This is a genomic window from Peribacillus asahii (assembly GCF_004006295.1).
In the GTDB taxonomy this organism is placed as follows: Bacteria; Bacillota; Bacilli; order Bacillales; family DSM-1321; genus Peribacillus; species Peribacillus asahii_A.
Window position 1 is genome coordinate 2,491,455 of record NZ_CP026095.1, and the last position, 17,956, is coordinate 2,509,410.

The following is a 17,956-nucleotide window of genomic DNA, read 5'->3' on the forward strand; positions in this document are numbered from 1 at the left end:
AAAAAAATAACTGCTTTCACTAAAAGACATATTATACCGATAATTTTACTTTTTTTATGCATCATTTAGCAAATCTTGCTTTTCAAGACGTACTAAATGTATATGCTCTCTATAAGATTAATTTGCCGATTTTCCTTTTTCAATGGCTTCAACTAATTCAGCAATTTGGCTTTGAATACGTTCTAACAATTCTTTATCTTTAATTGGTGCAGCTGTATCGTTTTTATCAATTTCACCATCAACAAAATATAAACCTTGGAGCGGCTGTCCTTTCAAAATACCAATTAACGGTTTTAACGAGTAATCAATCGCTAATAAATGACGTGTACTCCCACCAACCATCATTGGCAAAACAGGTTTGTTTTTCAAAACACTTTCAGGCAATAAATCAAGTAAAGACTTTAACACACCTGTATAAGAAGCTTTATAAACAGGAGATCCAATAATCACAGCATCTGCTTGTTTAACCACATCTGCAAATTTAACAATATCTGAACTATCATATCGACCTTTTACAAGATCGTCAGCTGCGAAATCTGTAACAGAATACGTGACAGTCGAAAAACCAGCTTCATTCACTAATGATTCGAAATATTTTAGTGTGATGTCTGTTCTTGAAGGTACTGCTGGACTTCCTGATATAATAACAATTTGGCTCATCGATTCATTTCCTCCTAATCATAACTATCTTCTCAAGAGATTATTAACAAAAAACGGCTCACTTAGACACAAAAATTCCTCTTTCCGAAAGAAAAAGGCTGATATGTACATCTTCTCATACTTCCCTTTCAAAGCATTGCTTGCTGAACACCATTCTGTCTCTTAACAAAGATTGCCCAAATCTATAGGCCAATCCCTCCGCTTCTCTTGATAAGAAGTATATTGTTTAAATTAGCTTAATATTCTAATAACTAATTGTCAAGGTTTTCACCAAGAAAAATCATACTTAACCTAGTTGAAAATACGGATTAAAGGCCGTGACATTTCCATCACGGCCTTTAATTCTTATTGAGATTGAAGCCTACTTTCCACCATATTAATAAACAACTGTAAAAAATGACGATCGTCCGTTAATTCTGGATGAAACGAGCTAACAAGAAGATTGTTTTGCTTAGCAGCAACAATTTTATCATCATGCGTTGCTAATATATCGACATTGTTTCCAACGCTTTCTATATAAGGGGCACGAATAAAGACAGCAGGAACGGGCTGATCGATACCTTTAATTGAAAGATCTATTTCAAAACTATCACGCTGACGACCAAATCCATTTCGTTGTACGGAAATATCCATTAGATTTAAATGGCTGTCTTCCGCTCCACCTAAATCTTTAGCAAGTAATACAAGACCCGCACAGGTTCCAAAAATCGGCTGTCCTAAAGATGCAAATTGTTGAATCGGCTCAATAAAATCATAACGTTTCATCATTTTACCGATTGCCGTACTTTCTCCTCCAGGAATAATAAGCCCATCAATTTGTTGTAACTGCTCCGGTTTCTTTACAAGCAGCGCATCAACACCTAAACCTTCTAATTGTTGAATATGTTCAATCGTTGCTCCTTGTAAATCTAATACGCCAATTGTCGTCATTTTACCAACCACGCTCTTGCATACGTTCTTGTGGATTTAATTTAGAAATATCGATTCCTTTCATTGGGCTGCCAAGTTCTTTCGATAATTTCCCAATTAATTCATAGTCCGTGTAATAAGTAGTCGCTTGCACGATGCTGCTTGCGAATTTTTCTGGATTTTCTGATTTGAAAATACCCGATCCAACGAATACACCGTCTGCTCCTAATTGCATCATAAGAGCCGCATCAGCTGGTGTGGCAATACCGCCAGCTGCAAAGTTCACGACTGGTAATTTACCTGCTTCTTTAATTTGTTTTAACACTTCATAAGGTGCTCCAAGATTTTTCGCTTCCGTCATTAATTCATCATCGCTCATCACTGTAACTTTACGCACTTGCGCTTGTACTTTACGCATATGACGAACCGCTTCTACGATATTTCCTGTTCCTGGTTCCCCTTTTGTTCGTAACATAGAAGCTCCTTCTCCAATACGGCGTGCTGCTTCCCCTAAATCACGGCAACCACAAACAAATGGTACTGTATATTCACTTTTTAAAATGTGGAACTCTTCATCAGCTGGTGTTAATACTTCACTTTCATCGATGTAGTCTACGCCCATTGCTTCTAATACACGTGCCTCAACAATATGACCGATACGTGCTTTTGCCATAACTGGAATCGAAACAGCATTTAACACTTCCTCTACAATTCGTGGATCCGCCATACGTGCTACTCCACCAGCGGCACGAATATCAGATGGTACTCGTTCTAATGCCATAACGGCTACCGCTCCAGCTGCTTCCGCAATTCTTGCTTGCTCTGCATTCACAACGTCCATAATAACGCCGCCTTTTTGCATTTGGGCCATTCCTCGTTTAACAGTCTCAGTTCCTACTAATTTACTCATATTATAGTCTCTCCTCTATTAAAAAGATTTGCAATCTTTAGATTTGCAATCTTTAGATTTGTCTCTTAGTATAAAAGAAACTGATCGTATTAAAAGTGTCAGTTTCAGATAAATTAAAGAGGTCAGAAAAGAGGTCAGCATGAATACATTAGCTTGTAACCTACAACGTCACAGTGAAATCCCTTTATATGAACAATTATATTTATATATTAAAAACGAAATTATTGAAGGCCGTTTAAGCTATGGAACAAAGCTTCCGTCTAAGCGGCAATTAATCGATGTATTACAAATTAGTCAAAATACAGTGGAATCAGCATATGATCAGCTTCGAGCAGAAGGCTACGTAGAAGTTATTCCGAGAAAAGGATATTACGTGCAAGCATTTGAGGATTTAGAATATGTCTCTTCGTCCCAACCTGAAGAAACAGCTAACGATGAAGCTCCTCCTGAAACGTTATACAATTTTCATCCGAGCCATGTCGATACCGAGCATTTTCCTTTTTCACAGTGGAGAAAATATATGAAAAACACAATTGATGAATCACAGCATCATCTTCTATTGCTGGGGGAAGCACAAGGAGAAATCGCGCTTCGTCGAGAGATTGCTCACTATCTATATGAAGCACGAGGAGTTCGTTGTACCTCTGAACAAATCATTGTCGGTGCTGGGGTTGAGATTTTATTACAGCAGCTTTTCTTACTATTTGGAAGCGAAACAGTCTATGGTGTAGAAGACCCAGGATATCATCTTATTTTACGAATGCTCCAATCGTATCCAAATGAAGTGTATCCGCTTGAAGTCGATCATGAAGGGGTCAAAGTCGAAGCAATCAAGCCATCGAAAATTGATATTGTGTATGTGACGCCTTCCCATCACTTTCCTTATGGTACCGTACTATCTGTTAATCGAAGAATGCAACTACTAAACTGGGCAAATGCTTCTGAAAAACGCTATATTATTGAAGATGATTACGATAGTGAATTTCGTTATAGCGGGAAAACAATTCCTTCATTACAAAGCAATGATACAAACGATAAAGTTATTTATTTAGGATCATTTTCAAAATCACTTATGCCATCACTTCGAGTTAGTTATATGGTTCTACCAAAATCATTATTACAGCGTTATCAAGCACAGCTGACCTTTTACCACTCAACGGTTTCACGCATTGACCAGCATGTACTTACACAATTTATGAGACAAGGAGATTTTGAAAAACATTTAAATCGAATGCGCAAAGTGTATCGACGTAAATTAGAAAAAGTAATTCACTTACTAAAGCCCTATGATGAACAATTTAGTATTATTGGCGAACAATCGGGGCTTCATATTGTGCTGGATGTTCATAATGGAATGGACGAAGATACGCTCGTACAAAAAGCAGCGGAAGCACGTTTAAAAGTATATCCACTGTCTGCCTATTCGATTGAGAAGATCGATAAAAATGCACCCAAAATTATTCTCGGCTTCGCTGGCATTCATGAAGATGAATTAGAAAATGCCGTACAACTTTTATTGAGAGCATGGGGGATTAAATGAAAATTTTTCGTAACTAAGTTTAAGAGAAGATAATTAGAGACATTGGCTCGGCACCGTTATATAACTACCTTAGATCAAGAGCCCCTCCCAATTGTTAGACGATGTCTAACAATTGGAGAGAAGTTCAATTTCTTAACATACGAAAGCTGGATTTTTTTGCATGTACAATACACATTTTGTTGATATAAGATTATTACTGTGCCGTATATCCTCCATCAATAAGCAATGTGCTTCCAGTCATGAAATCATTTTCACTTAAAAAGATAATAGCGTGTGCAATTTCTTCTGGTCGACCAAGTCTACCAACTGGATGTTGCGCCACAAGCCCATCTTGAGCTACTCGCCACTTAACACCTTTACGGGTTGTTTGGAGTGGGAGATTCCTAAGAACACCAGTGTATCCACCAGTTATTGATTAGGCGATCCCCGCAGCCCCTGCGGTTAGAAGTCTTACGGCTTCATTTTTCAAATTCAAACTTGCGTTAATATCTCGGTCATGGTAAGTACGACACTCCGGACACTCCCATTCACGCAATCCGAGATTTTTAACGTCTTTATTTTGATATCCACAGCAAGAACACAGTTGACTAGAAGCAAAGTTTTTCGCAACGGTCACGCTTTGTTTACCGTATCATTTCGCTTTATATTCAATCATGGTTTTGAATTGTGACCATGATGCTTCACTTATAACTTTTGCAAGATTTCTGTTTTTGAGCATATTAGATACAGACAAATCCTCCATTCCGATTATGTCGTGGTTTTTGACAATCTCGGTTGAAATTTTGTCTAAGTAGTCTTTTCGTGCATTTGCAATTTTCTCATGAATACGTGCTACTTTAATTTTAACTTTAGACCAATTAGAACCACCTATAGTTCGTCTGCTCATAATCTGTTGGGCTTTCGCTAATTTTTCTTCTAATTTACGGAAAACCTTAGCATTGGAATAGATTGTGCCATCCGACAAAATCGCAAAGTTTTTCAACCCTACATCAACACCAACAACTGAGTTTGTTTTAGGCCACTCTACTACTTCTGTTTCGGTTGCTAGAGAAACAAAATATTTTCCCGATGGATTCCGTCTAATCGTGGCACTCAAAATACGTCCTTGTACTTCACGACTTTTGGAAAAGCGAACCAGTCCAAGTTTCGGTAATTTAATCTGGTTGTCTAGGACCGCTATATTTCCATTCGTATGTTTGGTTGTTTAAAAATTGCTTTCCAAGTTTCTAAGGTTTAAACAACATTTTGCAACATTGTCTACCCACCTATTAGGCTTAGTCATAAGGTTTTATATTTCCGTCCTGTTTTATAGCTCCGTCATAGTTATATCTCAAGTAAACATTCTACACATTTACTTATTTGAAAACTACTTCATACCTAGATAAATCAAAATCGCATCTCGTAAAAATTCCGTTCCGCCCTTAACATTCTTATCATAGTAAGCTGTAAAGCGCTCATCTGCAACATACATTTCTGCCAGCCCAGCGTACGCTTCTTTGGAGTAATTGGGCCATGAATACATCAACCATTCTTTATGTTTTGCCGCAAGTTCCTGTGCCACGTCAGATGCAGGATCTCCTGTTTCATATGCTTTCTCAAGCAATGACAATATTTCTTCTCCTAAGACAGCCATAGCTTGGTAGTCTTCTTGAGACATGCCTCTTAATTTTGCATTGCTGGCATCTACTGTCTCATCTCCATATTTTTCGCGAATCTCTTTTCCATACTTCTGTTCGTTATCCTCAATCATTTTTTCTTTGAAACCTTCAAATTTTTGTTTGTCTTGCATAGATATCCCTCCCTCTTTGCTGGCAATTGTCATCTCGACAGTCGCGATTATTTTATCAAGACGGGCTCGTTTTTTCTTTAGATTATTGTAATGCTTTTTCAAAGCAGTCGTTTGATTAAAAGTTGGCTGATGTATTATTTCTATAATTTCTTCTAAACGGACTTCCAACTCACGATAGAATAAAATTTGCTGAAGCAAGTCAACCTCTTTTTGACCGTAAATGCGATAACCGGACGAATTGATTCTTGCCGGCTTAAGTAATCCAATTTGATCATAGTAGCGAAGTGTACGGCTACTCACACCTGATAACTGCGCCAATTTGTTTACTGTATATTCCATGGTTGCCCCTCCTGATAATCCTCATCATAAACCTTTACGTTGCGTAAAGGTCAAGAGAAAAGTGATAATTTTTTCATCGACTAAATATAGTCCTTATAATGAAAAAGGATACACTCTCTACATAGAGAAGTGCATCCTCGGTTTAACAATTACTTTTATGTATTCAAATGATCTATCTCAATAACTCGATGACAAAGTTGTTGAATCAAATTCATGTCATGACTGACAACAACCATTCCCATCTTTCGTTGTTCAGCAATTTTTAGTATGGCATTCCAAATTTGAGCCTGGGTAATGGCGTCAAGCATCGTTGTCATTTCATCCGCAATTAAATAACTATTAAGATTATGATCCCTTTTTAATAAAGTGCTTTGGCACAATGGAGATCCATAGCGCCCCCAACCAGTTGTCGGATCAAACCCTGTATCAGGCTCTCCTTTAATAGACAGCACAAGCTCATCTATTTCCCTCTTTACCTCTTTTTCAATAGATTGATTAGATTTTGATGGTGCACACCCTGCTAACACAAGCGTAAAAACAATTGCCATAACTGTAAGCAGTCCCAGAAATTTCTTTTTCATTTATGAATCCCCCATTAACTAACCTTCTTGTTGTTATATGTCTCTAAATCGATATGTACTTTCTACAGATATCACCATAACCTACCATATTCTCTATCTTAAAACTTACCAGCTTATTGCTAAGCTGCTTTATATCTTCCCCTCTTCCTTCAGCGAAGATAAGCTCATGATAAAGCTGATGTTCTATGTTAGAACAAACTATTACATTTGAACTAAATAATTCTAATAATCAATCTATTCTTGTCGAAATCTTATCATAAATAACGAGAGAATGACAGGTATCCTTACAAACCCATTAAAAGAATGAGGATTATATCTTGTTCTCCAACTCTTCAACCTTAAAAGTCATTCATTTCAAATCTAGATTCATTTTCGGACCGATATCCTTGTCTCTTCTAAACTCACAAATAGTAATTGTTCTTCCCTTTTCATTCTTTTTTATGTTCAGTATGCACTTTCTTCACAACAATAGGACAAAGCTGCATAGATATGACTATAGAGAGTTTTTCGAATGTAATGCGTGTCGGTATGTTTAATAGAAATTCAAACTAAACAAAAGAATGAATGTAGGTGATTAGATGGCTAATGATTTCTTATTTCAAAATTTACAAGAAAAAGAGATGACCTTTGAGCAAGTATTTGACCGGATTATCAGATTTATGACTTTAAATAGCAATGGCAATTATCGCTTAATGATCGGTACCGATTCTCAAGTGCATGAAAGACATACCGTTTTCATTACAGGAATTGTCATTCTAAATGAAGGAAAAGGTGCATGGGCTTGTATTCGAAAAGTGACTATTCCAAGAAGAATGGATCGAATACACGAACGACTCTCTCATGAAACTTCATTAACAGAAGAAGTCGTTTCTCTGTTTACAGAGGAAAAGAAAAACGTGATGATTGATATCGTACTTCCTTTTATATACAAAGGAGCTACATTTACAATGGAAGGCCATTTGGACATCGGTTCAGGTAATCGCAATAAAACAAAAATATTTGTCGAAGAAATGACCGCAAGAATTGAATCGATGGGACTTGAACCTAAAATCAAACCAAATTCTTTCGTTGCGTCAAGCTATGCCAATCGATTTACGAAATAAGATAAAAATCAAAGCGTTCCTTTGTAAACATTCACAAGTATAAAAAACCTGTATAGGCTAAAAAGTCTACACAGGTTTTGAACAACTATACACTCTCCTATGATTCCACTTTCATTGTTATTAAGCGGTTCAAACTATATTAACTTCTTAATGTTCAATCGTTGTACAAGGATGGTATTCTTTCGCGCCGCTCCCTCTTTCATACATCCTTTTTATGTATGTAAGCTCCCATTCTAACTGTTCTAAAGGATTGTCCTTAATAGAATCATATTCTTTAGCGATTTGATCATTGTAGCGGAAAATACATTTAGTTCCATTAATGTAATATTCAACAATAAAATCCACAAGGTCCTTATTCCAAGTGAAATTCTTTACTCTGATTATGTCTGAAGAATACTCTGGATATATTTCTACACTATCCAAAATTTCACCAAGCTTTTCTTGAATGTTATCCTTCATTTATTCACCTACACACTTTTCTTATATTTTTATTATCCAAACATGCATGCACATAAATCACTTTTTGTAAGATTTTCTCACAAAAAAGCTGACAAACAGATAAATCCCCTCTAAAATAAAAATTAATTTTACAAATGAATGGAGAGAGGGGATATGAAACTTAGTTGGCTTTTCCAGTTTATCATCCTTATCGGTTTTCTCTTCCTTGGACATATTATTGTTTCACTTTTTTCCATCCCTCTACCTGGCGCTATTGTTGGAATGATTCTTCTATTTATTGGCCTTCTAACAAGGTTAGTTAATATTAAATGGATTGAGAAAGCCTCATCTTTTCAATTAAAACACTTAACATTACTCTTTATCCCTCTCATTGCCGGCCTGTTTTTATCATCAAGTTTTTTAGATATTTTACAGTGGAATATCTTAATTATTCTAATTGTAAGCAGTATTTGTTGCTTGTTAGGCACAGCCTTCACTGTAGAATGGTATGAAAAATTAAAAAGGAGGAAAGCAAAATGAACATAGTCCTATTAAAAGTATCCTTCTGTATCATAATGACAATTGCCTGTTACTTTGTCTCATTAAAAATCTATAATAAATATAAAAAAAATTGGCTAAATCCTTTATACACCGCATCCGTACTTCTAATTTCTCTGTTACTCCTCTTTCACGTCCATGAAGAAACATATCAACAAGTTAACTTCATCTTTAATCAACTACTGCAATTAGCTGTCGTATCTTTAGCCGTTCCTCTTTATAAACAATGGTCTTTCTTAAAGAAAAATTATAAAAAAATCTTTATAGGTGTAATATGCGGAACGGCACTTGGAGTTATCTCCATATTTTCACTGTCCCATTTATTCCACTTGAACGAGCAGCTTCTAGCCTCCTTAATTCCAAAGTCTGTTACACTTCCTATCGCCTTAACAATAGCGACAGACCTTGGTGGATTAGCCTCAACGACCATTATCTTTGTTATCATTTCTGCCTTAATATCCGTCATGATTGGTCCAAATTTGCTCAAGTATTTAGGAATTAAAAGCAAATCGGCGAAAGGCTTGGCTATGGGCACTTCAGCGCAAATGCTTGGGGCGAATCGTTCACTCGTATGGGGGGAAGAAGAAGGAGCAATGGGAAATGTGGCCATGACAACCTCGGCATTATTTCTCGCTATTGTAGTACCGATTATTCCGTATCTGTTATAAAGGAAGATTCATTGACCTAACCCGGAGTTTATTGATATTTGTAGATTTGCTAACTTTATTTTTGTGATGTACTGAACATGTAATCTAATTTATTATTCGATTCTTCATTATAAAAATATCCACTGACTAAATTCCCGATGTCATTAGTCATTCGGATTTCACTCCTGGGTTGAAAACGAAAACCCAGGAATGTTTTGTGTCTAAAATTCCAAAAAACTGCCCTCAAAAGCCACTTTTCATGACTTTTAGGACAGTCTCGCTGGATACAAATCCAGATTTTTATTTAGCTTCACCGACTACTGTGAATCTTTCATTCATATGCTGAGGTTTTTCTATTTCATCTAGTACGGCAATTGCATAGTCCGCATAGCTAATATAGCTGTCGCCTTGTGAATTAACAAGTAGATGATCTTTTCCTGTTTGATAGGATCCCGTTCTCTTTCCTTCAGGATCAAACATAGCTGAAGGACTGATGAATGTCCACGTGATACCGGATGTTTCCTGTAATTCTTTGAGATTTCGTGCCTGACCTGATGCTGTAGGTTTAAACATATCAGGAAAATCAGGTGTATCCATGACTCTAACGGTTTTATTTTCATCTACAAAAAGACTCCCTGCTCCTCCGACAATGATCCCTCTTGTGTTTGTTCCTTTAAGTGCCTCAATGAGTGCATGACCAGCGTCGACATGGGCTTGCTCTTCGCCAAGAGGAGCACCGAAAGCATTAACGACTACATCAAACAGCTTTAAATCCTCTGAAGTTAGGTCAAATATACTTTTTTCAATAACTGCCCCGTTTTTCTCTGTAAGCTTCGACGCATCTCTAACAACAGCTGTGACTTGATGACCTCGTCCGATTCCTTCTTTTAAAATAAACTGTCCTGCTTTTCCGCTTGCCCCAATAACTGCAATCTTCATAATTGTCACTCCATTCTCCCTAATTTCTATTTTTTATCTTAAAGTTTTTAAGGCGCCACTCCATTCCACAACTTCACCAAGCATCGCATTGACATTATCAAGATGTAAGGCTTGAGGTTTGAAATCAGTTCCATTTTCAAAATCTAGAAACAAAGACAATGTTGGATGTGCACGAACGTCCGCAATTTTTAATTCACCGCAAATTCCACGTAAATGTTCTGCTGCACGAGCACCACCAGTAGACCCATAGCTAACGATACCGGCCGCTTTGTTGTTCCATGCTTCACGCGCAAAATCAAGGGCATTTTTTAATGCTCCTGTAATACTGTGGTTATACTCCTGAACAATGAACACGAATCCATCTAAATTTGCAAGTTTTTCATTCCAAGCTGCAATTCCCGGTTCCGTCCCATCAGTTGTTCCTAAGAACGGTAAATTAAAATCAGCAATATCTACTATTTCATAATTTGCATCTCCACGTTTGTCCGCAATTTCTTTTACCCATTCTCCTACCTGTGGACTTACGCGTCCTTGACGTGTGCTTCCTAAGATAATTCCAATGTTTAATTTTTCAGTCATTATTTCTTCCTCCTTCGTTTGTTTCCCAAATAGTTTTTCCAAAAAACCCATCTTCCACACCGCCTATATGTTTTAATAACTAATGTTTGCTTGTTTAAAACTCACTTATTCGTTTCTTTCCGAACAATTGGAGCTACCTCCGTTGCTAACAACTCAATGCCCTCAGCTACTTTCTTAAACGGCAGTCCCCCTATGTCCATCTGCGCTAAGAAACGACTATGCCCGAAAAGCTCATATTGGTGGAGAATTTTCTCAACAATCTGCTGTGGACTACCAACAAACAAAGCAGTACCCGGACTCGTCATTTGCTCAAAATCTGCTCTTGACATCCTAAACCCCATTCCTCGTTGACGATTAACGTATGACCAGTAATTTGAATAATAGGGATAGAACTCATCCTTGGCTTGCGGGGTTGTTTTTGAGATGTATCCATGACCTGTTACACCAATCTTGAGATTTTCCAAATCGTGTCCGGCCTCGATGCCAGCTCTATAGTATAGATCAACCAGCGGCTTAAATCTCACTGGATCGCCTCCGAGGATAGCTAATGCCATACCAACTCCTAATTTACCGGCACGGACTGCACTCTCCGGTGTCCCCCCAACTCCAATCCAGATTGGCAATTGACTTTGAGCAGGTCGCGGTGCAATTTCAGCTTCCCTTAATGAGGAGCGAAACCGTCCATTCCAAGAGATTCTCTCGTTTTCATTCAGCTTTAAAAATAAATCCATATTTTCTGAAAACAGTGCATCGTAGTCATTTGTGTCAAAACCAAAGAGAGGAAAAGATTCCACAAACGCTCCCCGGCCAGCGATGATTTCTGCACGACCATCCGAAAGTAAATCTAAGGTTGCAAAGTCCTCGAACAAGCGAACCGGATCCACTGTGCTTAGCACAGTAGTGGTACTTGTCAATTTAATTCGCTTAGTTGCTTGGGCAATGGCTGCCAAAACAACTGGAGGAGCTGATACCGCATAGTCTAATCGATGATGTTCCCCCACCCCAAAGACATCAAGTCCAGCCTCATCAGCAAGCTTTGCGGCTTGAATGATTTCCTTGATTCGCTGATGAGCACTAACTGTTTTTCCTGTATGAGGATCAGGACCGATATCTGCAAGCGTGTAGAGACCAATTTCGATTCCTGTATGTTTCAAACCCTCAGAAGCTTCCATATATACATCTTCCTTCCGCTAAATCTCTAACAGAATTCGATTCCCAGAAGGATTGTGATTAATGCAAGAACATAAGCCATAAACCCTGGAATTCCAATGCTGTCAAAAAAGCTGAAAGTGCTAGTTATTCCACCTTGAAACTTTGATAACCCATGACTGAAGAAAATAAGTCCTAAAACTGCACTTCATATAACTTTTCCTAACTCATTTTTTATTTCTTTTAAGTTACTTTATGTAAGTTAGTTTATTTATAGAAATTGCTTTTGTCAAGTAAGTTTATAATAAATTATTACTAATAAATAGATATGTATTATAGTATAAATAGAAGGGTGTAAAAATATACAAAGCAATCTATTATTTGTCCTAAATTTGAAATGATTTATTTTTTACTATAGTTGTTTAACTTGTCTGCAAAATAAAAAATGTGAAAAGAGGAATGAAAATGACTAAGCAAACACAATTAGGAAAAACAGATATATACGTCAATCCGATTGGACTTGGAACGAATGCTGTCGGAGGTCATAATCTTTACCCTAATTTAAATGAAGAGGCAGGAAAAGAGTTAGTGCGAGCAGCAATTAATCACGGGGTTAACTTTCTAGATACAGCATTCATTTACGGACCAGGGCGTTCTGAAGAATTAGTGGGAGAAGTCATGAAAGAAACAGGAAAACGCAGCGACATTGTTATTGCCACCAAAGGTGCACATAAATTTGTTGGACAAGATGTTGTGATCGACAATTCTCCGCACTTTCTAAAACAAGCTGTTGAGGAGAGCTTAAAACGTCTGCAAACGGATTACATCGATTTATTTTATATACATTTTCCGGATAACGATACACCAAAAGATGAGGCGGTTGGTGCATTAAAACAATTGAAAGACGAAGGAAAAATTAGAGCGATTGGTGTTTCTAACTTCTCAATGGATCAGTTAAAAGAAGCGAATACAGACGGGTATGTCGATGTTTATCAAGGTGAATATAATTTATTACAACGATCTGCGGAAAAAGAATTACTCCCCTATACAGCAGAGCAGAATATTTCATTTATACCTTACTTCCCTCTAGCAGCTGGCATATTAGCAGGTAAATACAATAAAGACATGGTATTTAATGATCTTCGTTCACAAATGCCGCATTTACAAGGAGCAGCATTTACACAAAACTTAGAAAAAGTAGAAAAGATACGTAAAATTGCTGATGCTAAACAAACAGACGTTGCCCATATCGTCTTAGCTTGGTATTTAACACGCGCTTCCATTGACGTTGTGATTCCAGGTGCGAAGAGAGCGGAACAAGTACTAGATAATTTAAAAACATTAGATGTGCAATTAACAGCAGAAGAGATTCGAGACATTGATTGTACTTTCCAATCATAAAAAAACTAGAAGAAATCACATATGACGGAAATGTACAAACCGTTATTCGAACCATTCACTTTCCTGAATCGAGTTCATCAAAAACGTAGCTCTGTTATATTTTTACTTTTGAACAATTCATAATATGAGGTAGTACCAGTGAAGCTGTCACCACGTGCAATACGTAAATGTCAAGATTACAATAAGTTATTTAATTTTAATACTTCAAACACGTATACCCCCGTCCTGTTTTAGATGGGGGTATACTTATGTTTATAAAGGATGCTTTAGCAATAAAGTCATTTGAAAATCTAAGTTTTATTCCACAATCGCGCCCTTTAATTGAATAACTAAAATCTGACCTCACTCATAATATCACTTAATTCTTCTTCAACTAACGCCGCCTATAGTTTAAATACAATCATTCACAATCCCTTCTTTATCATAAAAAGTGACTTATTTTTTCTCGTTCCATACCGGTTAATATATTTCGGGAAAAATTTAAGCCCCCTATCATTGTTAGTAAGTAGTTCCGATAATGTGGAGAAAATTAAAATTCATAATAGTATTCTCGTATCAAAAAACTTCAAAATAAGACTAAATAGTCTGAAAAAAACACAGAGAATTGTAAGCTTGTTCTTTTTATTGAGGTTGGTCCATATATATTGAATGACTGAGGAAAGTACGGTGAAGAATATGAGGCCTACATTAATGCTGATAGTAGATTTTGTACTGTTTTTTATCTTCCCTTTGGTATTTTGGGAGCTGTGTCGGGAGGTTGTAGGGGACTATCCTGCCATGATTCTCTCCACGCTGCCGGGGATCCTTTATTGCTTGTACCGATTCAATGATACTGGAAGGCTTAATTATACGGGAATATGTGTCTTCCTAAATTTAACTGCAGGCCTATTGGTGGATTTCTTGTCTGGGTCTGCCTTGCAGCTGTTATGGAATAATGTTTTTTACTCAGTCGCCTTATTATTTATATATTCTGTAAGCGTCGCAGCCAGGAAGCCGCTTTATTTATACTTTACACTGGATCTGATGGCGATGAGGGGCTATGACAGAAAAATAACAAAAGAGCTTTTTTTTGAAAAGAAGACATACAAGCTTTTTCAACTGATAACGCTCATATACTGTGCGAATGAACTGATATATATTGTGTGTTTATCAAGATGGATCATGAAATACGGGGTAGAAGCATACCGCCTTGATATTATACTGGATAAGTCCCTTAATATCATGTTGTCGAGTGCCTCGTTAGCTATCTTCTTCTTTATTCATCAGGCTATAAACGAAATAACTCCGGTCAAAAAAATTCCAATAGCATATCCAAGAAGAAAATCGCTTCCTCTATCATCCCACTGGACTTCCTATCATTTTGAACGGACTTACTTTTATTTTAGCACTCATAAGCGGTAGTATTGAATTTTAATTAAACGTTAATTAAAAAAGCACCGTGGACTTCAAAGTAAAGCCAGCGGGAATATCTTTAAAAAACACACAAAATAAGGAGGAATAAACTATGGCATCCATCGAACTATTTGCGTGGGTATTATCATCACTCTTAGGGATTAGCTTTATTATTTCGTTAATCGTAGTATCAAGAAAACCAAGATACATTGTGAATAAAGAATTAAAAAAATTATGATTATATAACATTCTTAAAAGAAAATTTTAAACTGTTGAATTGATAAAACCTGTAACGTGATTCAACATTAGCTTAGGTACATTTCTTCACAATCTTCTCTGTATACCAATTACCTTTTTAAGTGTTATTCCATTAAATGGCCCTTTAATTGAATAACATGCTAAAATGTTGTCAACATCAACAAGAGCAAAAAGAAAAAAACTGTTTTTAATTTAATACAGAGTTCTTTAACATATTAAACAATTAGTCGCGTAAATTATTTATTATTCTTATATTTACAAGATAGTAAGGACTTTTGTGTCAACCGTCACTTTAGGAAATTCTCAGTGAATCATACATACATAATAATGGAAAGCTGGACAAATAAACGGGAATAAAAAGAGCATTGAATCGACATCAATGCTCTTTTTATTGGTCATCGTTATTAAAACAAAGCTATTCAGCTATCTCTTTTAAGAATAATGCGTAAGCACTTGAAGGTCTTAGGGAATAGGTTACACATAGGCCTTATCAATTAACAATTCACTATTTTTGATTTTTTATGCAATTGTAATTATAGTTCTTTTTGACATTTTATCATTATAAATTTAAATGGTGGTTTATTTTCCATATTCTTATGTGGCTCAACAATTTCCGAAAATTCTATCCGTCCATATTTTCCAAATTCTTGTTTTATCGAGTCAGAATCATAAAAAAACATTTTTACCCCTTCCATTATCTCGAAATAGGCTTTACCCAGTTGTTTGACCTTTCCAAACATTTGGACTTCTTTTGAAATAGTAGTAAAAATCATATATCCGTTTGGCTTTAACCGATTATAGCAATCTTTAATAAACTTATCTCTCTCATGATTATTCAATAAGTGAATAAGTGCATAACAAAATATACTATCATAAAGTTTGTTATCAAAAGGCATATCGGTTACTGAACCATGAAAAATACTAATATTAAGCCCATTTTGTCTTGCCAATTCAATCGCTGTTTTTGAAATCTCAATACCTGTTACATTTATACTGTTGTCAATAAAAACCTTTGTATTTCTACACATATCCAATACCAGGAATCAATATATCCTTAACTTTCTTTTCAAGGAAAAAGTCCTTTGTCAAGATTGCGGAGTCTGAAGGTTCAAATCCCCACATCATTTGATTTTCTATAAAACTTGATTCCCTATTATCATTATTAAAATAATAGGTTCAAAAACCACATAATTTGTTTTAAGAAAAAAGACTAATATATATACCAAGGGCAATTAAACCAAAGATAATAATGACCACATAAATTAAAGTTAAATTTGTAAAATTTCTTTTGGTTGAGCTACTATAATTATCGTCACCCTTCCCTGCGATTAACAGTGTTAAAACAATAGCTATTATTAAAATAATAATTACTAAAGCATACATAATCTTCATGTGCCACCTCTAAGGCATTTTATTTATACATAAATTAAGTGGGGTTAAGTAAGTTACACAGTAATTGAACTCACTTTTATATTAAAGATTATCCTTTTAATCAGTAATTCCTGCTAAATAATTAGATTATAAGGTAAGTGCATTCATAAATAATCATCCACTTAACTATTATTTTAACCATCCACTTTTTATTTAAGTTCCTTTTAATACACCTTTTTATACTTGGTGCTCCGTGTAGCATGGATTTTTATGAAGTAAAACTAAAAATATTTAACCCCAAATTAATTTTTTCTTTTTCGAACATTTTGTGAAAAGTCTCACACTTTCTTGTCTTTTAAATTTTGTGTAGCTAATATAAAAATCAATCGTAAATCAAGTTGCATACAAACCCATTATTAGCCTATGAAACTCTCAACAATAATTGAAAGGGGTTTGTCTATGAAAAAAAGTTGGTTCATTTTAATAAGGTTCTGGTGCAAAAACTTGAAGAAAATATAAAAAGGCGAAAGATTTCCAGTGACCCCTGGTCTTATGCAACTAGTCCAAACAGTTGATGGATGAATTCTTTTTGATTTTGGACAGACTTCTCCCTTTGAAGAGTCTGTCCTTTTTTGATTATGTGCATAGCCTCTAGCCCCGCAATCATTCGCTTGGCAGTCCGTAAGGACTTTAATCCAAGCATCGGGCGAATTTGTTTTTTAATAAAGCGATAATCCTGTTCCACGATATTGTTGAGATAGATAGTTAACTTGCCTTAGTTGGATGCCTTCAGGCATCTGTTTTTCTTCTCTTAACTCTTGAATAGCGATGGGATAAGCTGGGTTCTTGTCTACTGTTATCACACGAGGCTTAGAAACGTGCGAAAAAGCCAAGGCTTTCTAAAAAAAGCGTTTGGCTGCTTGTTTATTTCTTGCTTTACTTAGATAAAAATCAATGGTATTCCCTTCTGAATCAACGGCACGATACAGATACATCCATTGACCTTTGACTTTCACATAGGTTTCATCGACTCTCCAGGAATCATTGGTTATTTTAAGATAACATCGTACTCATTCATCTAATTCAAGTCCATATTGATGCACCCAACGCATAATAGTTGTATGAGCTATCGATAAGCCTCGTTCCTTCATCGTTTCCACCAAATCACGAAAACTGAGGCTGTACCGTAGGTACCATCTAACCGTTAATAAAATAATGTCAAGCTGATCATGCTTCCATTTGAATTCTACTGGTTTTTTCATACCTATACACGTCTCTTTTAGTTTAGTAGTATCAGTATGTCCAAGATTTAGAGATTAGTTTCAAGTTAACTGAAATTTTTGCACCAGAGCCCTGAATAAAAAGTTAATTTACATTTTAGTTTTCTTTTTTC

The 17,956-nt window shown here is 36.1% G+C and carries 17 protein-coding genes and 5 pseudogenes; 7 read left to right on the forward strand and 15 right to left on the reverse strand.

Annotation, left to right across the window (positions count from 1 at the left end):
- Positions 1-117 precede the first annotated feature (117 nt).
- The 3 genes from ssuE to pdxS form a co-directional block, all read right to left on the reverse strand.
- A complete protein-coding gene (gene ssuE / locus BAOM_RS11995) occupies positions 118-660 on the reverse strand; it encodes an NADPH-dependent FMN reductase (protein WP_127760471.1) in 543 nt (180 codons plus the stop codon).
- Positions 661-1,005: 345 nt separating this feature from the next.
- On the reverse strand, positions 1,006-1,590 hold the full coding sequence (gene pdxT, locus BAOM_RS12000) for a pyridoxal 5'-phosphate synthase glutaminase subunit PdxT (RefSeq protein WP_127760472.1): 585 nt from the start codon (positions 1,588-1,590) through the stop codon (positions 1,006-1,008).
- Position 1,591: 1 nt separating this feature from the next.
- Positions 1,592-2,479 carry a pyridoxal 5'-phosphate synthase lyase subunit PdxS gene (pdxS, locus tag BAOM_RS12005; protein WP_119118610.1) on the reverse strand — a complete coding sequence of 296 codons (888 nt, stop codon included), beginning with the start codon at positions 2,477-2,479 and terminating at the stop codon, positions 1,592-1,594.
- Between the two features lie 139 nt (positions 2,480-2,618).
- Here pdxS and pdxR point away from each other — a divergent pair, with 139 nt between their 5' ends.
- Positions 2,619-4,019: a MocR-like pyridoxine biosynthesis transcription factor PdxR gene (pdxR, locus tag BAOM_RS12010; RefSeq protein ID WP_127760473.1), complete on the forward strand. Its 1,401-nt coding sequence runs from the start codon at positions 2,619-2,621 to the stop codon at positions 4,017-4,019.
- 193 nt (positions 4,020-4,212) lie between these two features.
- Here the strand turns inward: pdxR and BAOM_RS25040 are convergent.
- The 4 genes and pseudogenes from BAOM_RS25040 to BAOM_RS24730 all read right to left on the reverse strand — a co-directional run.
- Positions 4,213-4,350, reverse strand: a pseudogene (locus BAOM_RS25040) (SDR family oxidoreductase); the annotation flags it as partial.
- Positions 4,351-4,434: 84 nt separating this feature from the next.
- Positions 4,435-5,223, reverse strand: a pseudogene (locus BAOM_RS12020) (RNA-guided endonuclease TnpB family protein); the annotation flags it as partial.
- A 162-nt stretch (positions 5,224-5,385) separates the two neighbouring features.
- Complete coding sequence (locus BAOM_RS12025) at positions 5,386-6,147, reverse strand: MerR family transcriptional regulator (protein WP_127760475.1); 762 nt, start codon at positions 6,145-6,147, stop codon at positions 5,386-5,388.
- 155 nt (positions 6,148-6,302) lie between these two features.
- Positions 6,303-6,728 (reverse strand): ATP-binding cassette domain-containing protein, encoded by a 426-nt coding sequence (locus BAOM_RS24730; RefSeq protein WP_180319779.1) that lies wholly within the window; start codon positions 6,726-6,728, stop codon positions 6,303-6,305.
- 578 nt (positions 6,729-7,306) lie between these two features.
- Between BAOM_RS24730 and BAOM_RS12035 the strand changes: the two genes are divergently transcribed.
- Positions 7,307-7,831, forward strand: coding sequence for a ribonuclease H-like YkuK family protein (locus BAOM_RS12035; protein WP_127760476.1), 525 nt, complete (start codon positions 7,307-7,309; stop codon positions 7,829-7,831).
- Positions 7,832-7,978: 147 nt separating this feature from the next.
- Here BAOM_RS12035 and BAOM_RS12040 read toward each other — a convergent pair whose 3' ends face one another.
- Positions 7,979-8,290, reverse strand: coding sequence for a hypothetical protein (locus BAOM_RS12040; protein WP_127760477.1), 312 nt, complete (start codon positions 8,288-8,290; stop codon positions 7,979-7,981).
- Positions 8,291-8,443: 153 nt separating this feature from the next.
- On the opposite strand from BAOM_RS12040, the gene BAOM_RS12045 reads away from it, so the two are divergent.
- Positions 8,444-8,809, forward strand: a complete 366-nt coding sequence (locus BAOM_RS12045; RefSeq protein ID WP_127760478.1) for a CidA/LrgA family protein — start codon at positions 8,444-8,446, stop codon at positions 8,807-8,809.
- Positions 8,806-9,495, forward strand: coding sequence for an LrgB family protein (locus BAOM_RS12050; RefSeq protein WP_127760479.1), 690 nt, complete (start codon positions 8,806-8,808; stop codon positions 9,493-9,495). Before BAOM_RS12045 ends, BAOM_RS12050 begins: the two co-directional genes overlap by 4 nt.
- 279 nt (positions 9,496-9,774) lie before the next feature.
- Here the strand turns inward: BAOM_RS12050 and BAOM_RS12055 are convergent, their stop codons facing one another.
- The 4 genes and pseudogenes from BAOM_RS12055 to BAOM_RS12070 all read right to left on the reverse strand — a co-directional run.
- The gene (locus tag BAOM_RS12055) at positions 9,775-10,413 is read right to left on the reverse strand and encodes an NAD(P)-dependent oxidoreductase (RefSeq protein ID WP_127760480.1); all 639 of its coding nucleotides are present in this window, start codon (positions 10,411-10,413) and stop codon (positions 9,775-9,777) included.
- Positions 10,414-10,446: 33 nt separating this feature from the next.
- On the reverse strand, positions 10,447-11,043 hold the full coding sequence (locus BAOM_RS12060) for an NADPH-dependent FMN reductase (protein WP_127760481.1): 597 nt from the start codon (positions 11,041-11,043) through the stop codon (positions 10,447-10,449).
- Between the two features lie 50 nt (positions 11,044-11,093).
- Complete coding sequence (locus BAOM_RS12065) at positions 11,094-12,164, reverse strand: LLM class flavin-dependent oxidoreductase (protein ID WP_127760482.1); 1,071 nt, start codon at positions 12,162-12,164, stop codon at positions 11,094-11,096.
- A gap of 38 nt (positions 12,165-12,202) precedes the next feature.
- A pseudogene (locus tag BAOM_RS12070) lies at positions 12,203-12,331 on the reverse strand (DoxX family membrane protein); the annotation flags it as partial.
- A gap of 275 nt (positions 12,332-12,606) precedes the next feature.
- On the opposite strand from BAOM_RS12070, the gene BAOM_RS12075 reads away from it, so the two are divergent.
- The 3 genes from BAOM_RS12075 to BAOM_RS25045 all read left to right on the forward strand — a co-directional run bounded on the left by BAOM_RS12075 (position 12,607) and on the right by BAOM_RS25045 (position 15,172).
- Positions 12,607-13,542, forward strand: a complete 936-nt coding sequence (locus BAOM_RS12075) for an aldo/keto reductase (RefSeq protein WP_127760483.1) — start codon at positions 12,607-12,609, stop codon at positions 13,540-13,542.
- Positions 13,543-14,232: 690 nt separating this feature from the next.
- Positions 14,233-14,943 (forward strand): VC0807 family protein, encoded by a 711-nt coding sequence (locus BAOM_RS25515; protein ID WP_353737896.1) that lies wholly within the window; start codon positions 14,233-14,235, stop codon positions 14,941-14,943.
- A gap of 103 nt (positions 14,944-15,046) precedes the next feature.
- Entirely contained in the window at positions 15,047-15,172 is a 126-nt protein-coding gene (locus tag BAOM_RS25045) for a hypothetical protein (protein ID WP_257467224.1), read from the forward strand.
- A gap of 553 nt (positions 15,173-15,725) precedes the next feature.
- Here the strand turns inward: BAOM_RS25045 and BAOM_RS12080 are convergent.
- From BAOM_RS12080 to BAOM_RS12090, 3 genes and pseudogenes are all read right to left on the reverse strand, one after another.
- Positions 15,726-16,317: pseudogene (locus BAOM_RS12080) on the reverse strand (class I SAM-dependent methyltransferase).
- Positions 16,318-16,389: 72 nt separating this feature from the next.
- The gene (locus BAOM_RS12085) at positions 16,390-16,575 is read right to left on the reverse strand and encodes a hypothetical protein (RefSeq protein ID WP_252289501.1); all 186 of its coding nucleotides are present in this window, start codon (positions 16,573-16,575) and stop codon (positions 16,390-16,392) included.
- Positions 16,576-17,113: 538 nt separating this feature from the next.
- Positions 17,114-17,825, reverse strand: a pseudogene (locus tag BAOM_RS12090) (IS6 family transposase).
- Between the last annotated feature and the right edge of the window lie 131 nt (positions 17,826-17,956).

Coding starts and splice junctions, on each gene's coding strand:
- ssuE (WP_127760471.1), bottom strand. CDS start 660: ATGAGCCAAATTGTTATTATATCAGGAAGTCCAGCAGTACCTTCAAGA.
- pdxT (WP_127760472.1), bottom strand. CDS start 1,590: ATGACGACAATTGGCGTATTAGATTTACAAGGAGCAACGATTGAACAT.
- pdxS (WP_119118610.1), bottom strand. CDS start 2,479: ATGAGTAAATTAGTAGGAACTGAGACTGTTAAACGAGGAATGGCCCAA.
- pdxR (WP_127760473.1), top strand. CDS start 2,619: ATGAATACATTAGCTTGTAACCTACAACGTCACAGTGAAATCCCTTTA.
- BAOM_RS12025 (WP_127760475.1), bottom strand. CDS start 6,147: ATGGAATATACAGTAAACAAATTGGCGCAGTTATCAGGTGTGAGTAGC.
- BAOM_RS24730 (WP_180319779.1), bottom strand. CDS start 6,728: ATGAAAAAGAAATTTCTGGGACTGCTTACAGTTATGGCAATTGTTTTT.
- BAOM_RS12035 (WP_127760476.1), top strand. CDS start 7,307: ATGGCTAATGATTTCTTATTTCAAAATTTACAAGAAAAAGAGATGACC.
- BAOM_RS12040 (WP_127760477.1), bottom strand. CDS start 8,290: ATGAAGGATAACATTCAAGAAAAGCTTGGTGAAATTTTGGATAGTGTA.
- BAOM_RS12045 (WP_127760478.1), top strand. CDS start 8,444: ATGAAACTTAGTTGGCTTTTCCAGTTTATCATCCTTATCGGTTTTCTC.
- BAOM_RS12050 (WP_127760479.1), top strand. CDS start 8,806: ATGAACATAGTCCTATTAAAAGTATCCTTCTGTATCATAATGACAATT.
- BAOM_RS12055 (WP_127760480.1), bottom strand. CDS start 10,413: ATGAAGATTGCAGTTATTGGGGCAAGCGGAAAAGCAGGACAGTTTATT.
- BAOM_RS12060 (WP_127760481.1), bottom strand. CDS start 11,043: ATGGGTTTTTTGGAAAAACTATTTGGGAAACAAACGAAGGAGGAAGAA.
- BAOM_RS12065 (WP_127760482.1), bottom strand. CDS start 12,164: ATGGAAGCTTCTGAGGGTTTGAAACATACAGGAATCGAAATTGGTCTC.
- BAOM_RS12075 (WP_127760483.1), top strand. CDS start 12,607: ATGACTAAGCAAACACAATTAGGAAAAACAGATATATACGTCAATCCG.
- BAOM_RS25515 (WP_353737896.1), top strand. CDS start 14,233: ATGCTGATAGTAGATTTTGTACTGTTTTTTATCTTCCCTTTGGTATTT.
- BAOM_RS25045 (WP_257467224.1), top strand. CDS start 15,047: ATGGCATCCATCGAACTATTTGCGTGGGTATTATCATCACTCTTAGGG.
- BAOM_RS12085 (WP_252289501.1), bottom strand. CDS start 16,575: ATGTATGCTTTAGTAATTATTATTTTAATAATAGCTATTGTTTTAACA.